4 protein-coding genes are annotated in these 4,083 nt (G+C 65.0%); all 4 read left to right on the forward strand.

Features of this window, described 5'->3' with window-relative positions; translation table 11 throughout:
- The coding region (locus tag LQV45_RS19650) for a helix-turn-helix domain-containing protein (protein WP_290370277.1) at nt 1–419 on the forward strand (419 nt) is incomplete at its 5' end.
- 585 nt (nt 420–1,004) lie between these two features.
- Nucleotides 1,005–2,129: a DNA polymerase III subunit beta gene (dnaN, locus tag LQV45_RS19655; protein WP_018775670.1), complete on the forward strand. Its 1,125-nt coding sequence runs from the start codon at nt 1,005–1,007 to the stop codon at nt 2,127–2,129.
- 98 nt (nt 2,130–2,227) lie between these two features.
- Nucleotides 2,228–3,112 carry a phosphogluconate dehydrogenase (NAD(+)-dependent, decarboxylating) gene (gene gnd / locus LQV45_RS19660; RefSeq protein ID WP_223915420.1) on the forward strand — a complete coding sequence of 295 codons (885 nt, stop codon included), beginning with the start codon at nt 2,228–2,230 and terminating at the stop codon, nt 3,110–3,112.
- A gap of 45 nt (nt 3,113–3,157) precedes the next feature.
- The coding region (gene recF / locus LQV45_RS19665) for a DNA replication/repair protein RecF (protein ID WP_230008458.1) at nt 3,158–4,083 on the forward strand (926 nt) is incomplete at its 3' end.

A 4,083-nucleotide genomic window follows, 5' to 3' on the forward strand; every position in this document is an offset into this window, starting at 1 on the left:
AACTTGAGGGAGCCCTCATCCGCGTCACGGCGTTCGCCAGCCTGAACCGGCAGCCGGTGGATGTGGCCCTGGCCGAGATGGTGCTCAAGGACCTGATCACCGACGACGGTGCCCAGGAAATCACCTCTGCGCAGATCCTCACCCAGACAGCCGACTACTTCAAGCTCAGCATGGAAGAACTCTGCAGCAAGTCGCGCACCCGCACGCTGGTGACCGCCCGGCAGATCGCGATGTACCTGTGCCGGGAGCTGACGGACATGTCCCTGCCCAAGATCGGACAGGAGCTGGGCGGCCGCGACCACACCACCGTGATCCACGCCGACCGCAAGATCCGCGAACTCATGGCCGAGCGCCGGGTCATCTACAACCAGGTGACCGAGCTGACCAACCGGATCAAGCAGCAGCAGCGCAATTCCTGAGCCATCGGCCGGCGCACTCATACCTTATTAACAGGGCCCTGTGGACAACCCTGTGGATAGTTAAGGGGACAACCGCGGTTAATGGGCTTAAAACCCTTAAGGCGCCTGTGGATTGGCCAGTCGGCCAAAAATCTTGTCCCCATCCACACCCTGTTTAAAACCTGCTCCGCCCACAGTCCATGAACAGGGCTTAACCGCGGATTCGCACGGCAGGATCGAGTTATCCACAGTTTCCACAGCAGTTATTAACACTACTAATCCCAAGAAAATGAAATTCCCTCAAACAACAATCTCCATCCCACCTCCAAGCAGCGCCCAGGCCCGTTCCGGACCGGCGCAGGAGACCGGCCCCGCGAACAACACCGATGTAACCCGGGGATGGGAGAAACGCTCACCTTGGGGCTAAGCTGTCTGCAGTGCGTCCGTCCCGGACATCTTTTGTGGTTCCTACCGGGCCATGGGGCCCGGGCGGGCGGACGATTCCTTTGTTGACGGAATTCGGCGTCCCTGCCGAGGTCCGCCGCAGCTCGAGCAGTTTCAGCGATTTTCAGCACTAACAGCAGCAATGAAAGGCGGCACCCTTCCGTGAAGTTCAGAGTCGAACGGGACGTCCTGGCAGAAGCCGTGACATGGACCGCCCGGTCGTTGTCTCCGCGGCCGCCCGTTCCCGTACTTTCGGGCCTGCTCCTGAAAGCTGAAGCCGGTACCGTCAGCCTGTCGAGCTTCGACTACGAGACCTCCGCGAGGCTCGAAATCCCCGCTGACATCAGCGCCGAGGGCACTATCCTGGTATCGGGCCGCCTGCTCGCGGACATCTGCCGCAGCCTGCCGTCCGCCCCCGTCGAGGTCGAAACCGACGGCAACAAAGTGACGCTCACCTGCCGCCGAAGCAGCTTCCACCTGGCCACGATGCCCGAGGCTGAATACCCGCCGCTGCCGGCCCTGCCGACGATCAGCGGCACCGTGCCCGGCGATTCGTTCGCCCAGGCCGTATCCCAGGTGATCATCGCGGCCAGCAAGGACGACACCCTGCCGATCCTGACCGGTGTGCGGATGGAAATCGAGGACGACCTCATCACCCTCCTGGCCACCGACCGCTACCGCCTGGCCATGCGGGAAGTCCCCTGGAAGCCTGCGACGCCGGGCATCTCCACGAGCGCCCTGGTCAAGGCCAAGACCCTCAACGAAGTGGCGAAGACCCTGGGCAGCAGCGGCGACATCAACATCGCCCTCGCCGACGACGACAGCCGGCTGATCGGCTTCGAGAGCGGCGGCAGGACCACCACTTCACTCCTGGTCGACGGCGACTACCCGAAGATCCGTTCGCTCTTCCCGGATTCGACCCCCATCCACGCCACCGTGCAGACCCAGGAACTGGTCGAAGCCGTGCGCCGCGTCTCGCTCGTGGCCGAACGCAACACGCCTGTCCGGCTCGCTTTCACCCAGGGCCAGCTGCACCTGGACGCCGGCACCGGCGAGGACGCCCAGGCCTCCGAAGAGCTCGAAGCCCAGCTGTCCGGTGAAGACATCACCGTGGCCTTCAACCCGCACTACCTGATCGAGGGCCTCAGCGTCATCGAAACCAAGTTTGTGCGGTTCTCCTTCACCACCGCACCCAAGCCGGCCATGATCACTGCCCAGCAGGACGCCGAGGGCGAGGACCAGGGCGACTACCGCTACCTCGTCATGCCCGTCCGGCTGCCCAACTAGCCGTCATTGCCGTGCCCCGGACCTCCGGAGCACGGCACCTGCGGGCCATCACGGCCGTCTCCAACGAAGCACCCCAGCGCAGAAAAGAGTTCATCCCCGTGCACATCGGACTAATCGGCCTTGGAAAAATGGGCTTCAACATGCGTGAACGGCTGCGCAACGGCGGGATCGAGGTCACCGGGTTTGACCGCAACCCCGACGTTGCCGACGTCGCCACCCTGGACGAACTCATCGCCGCCGTCCCGGCGCCGCGCCTGATCTGGGTCATGGTCCCCTCGGGCGAGATTACCGACGCCGTGATCACCGAACTGGGCACCAAGCTCGACGCCGGTGACCTCGTGATCGACGGCGGCAACTCCCGCTTCACGGAAGACCAGAAGCACGGTGCCGCGCTGGCCGAAAAGGGAATCCGCTTTGCGGACTGCGGCGTGTCCGGCGGGGTCTGGGGCCTCCAGAACGGTTACGGCCTGATGGCGGGCGGCGATGCCGCGGACATCGAACGGGCACTCCCCGTCTTCGATGCGCTCCGTCCCGCAGGTGAGCGGGCCGACAGCTTTGTGCACGTCGGCGGCGTCGGCGCCGGCCACTACGCCAAAATGGTCCACAACGGGATCGAATATGGCCTGATGCAGGCTTACGCCGAGGGGTACGAGCTCCTGGCCGCCAAAGAGATCGTCGCCGATCTTCCCGGGACATTCCGGGCCTGGCAGAAGGGAACGGTTGTCCGCTCCTGGCTCCTGGACCTCATGGTCAAGGCCCTTGACGAGGATCCCGGACTGGAATCGATCTCCGACTACGTCGAGGATTCGGGCGAAGGCCGCTGGACCGTCGAGGAGGCCATTGCCAACGCGGTGCCGGCCCCGGCGATCACGGCTGCGCTGTTCGCCAGGTTCTCCTCCCGCGAGGACAATTCGCCGGCCATGAAGATGGTCTCGGCGCTGCGCCACCAGTTCGGCGGCCACGCGACCCGGCCGGCCAAATAATCCTGCCCGGCCACTTGATCCTGCCTGTGAAGTCCTGAATCCCGCGTGTACCTAGAAAAGCTCTCGCTCACCGATTTCCGCAGCTACGCCCAGGTCGATCTCAGCCTTGAGCCCGGAGTCACCGTCCTGGTGGGTTCCAACGGCATCGGCAAGACCAATCTGATGGAAGCGATCGGGTATCTGGCCACGCTCAACTCGCACCGGGTCAGCACGGACGCGCCGCTGTTGCGGTTCGGTGCCGAGCGGGCCATGATCCGGGCCAAGCTGGTCCGTGGCGAGCAGTCCACCGTGCTGGAGCTGGAAATCAACGCGGGCCGGGCAAACCGCGGACGGATCAACCGGAGCAATCCGGTCCGCGCCCGGGACCTGCTCGGGATCTGCCAGACGGTGCTCTTCGCGCCGGAGGACCTGGCGCTGGTCAAGGGCGATCCGTCCAGCCGCCGCCGGTTCCTGGACGAGCTCCTGGTCAGTCTCATGCCGCGCCACGCCGCGACCAGGAGCGACTATGACCGGGTCCTGAAGCAGCGCAACGCGCTGCTCAAGTCGGCCCGCGCCGGAAAATTCAGCACCGGCCACGAGGCAACGCTCGATGTCTGGGACCAGCACATGGCCCGGGCCGGGGCTGAGCTGCTGCACGCGCGCTTGGAGCTGGTGGACCGGCTGCAACCGCACCTGAAAAACGCCTACGCGCAGCTGACCGACGGGTCCAAGGAGGCCACTGCGGTGTACCGTTCCACGCTGCAGGACAGCCTGGACGACGACGGCGCCACCTCAGGACCAGCGGATTCCAGACCTGCGGACGGAACCGCAGCCGATGAGGCCGCACCGGCGGACGACCTGCGCCTGCTCTCCGTCGAGCAGCTCACCGACCGCTACATCCAGGCCTTCGCCGCAGCCCGGCGCAAGGAACTGGAACGGGGAATTTCGCTGGTCGGGCCACACCGCGACGAACTTGAGCTCGTGCTTGGATC

Source organism: Microbacterium sp. Bi128, from assembly GCF_918698205.1.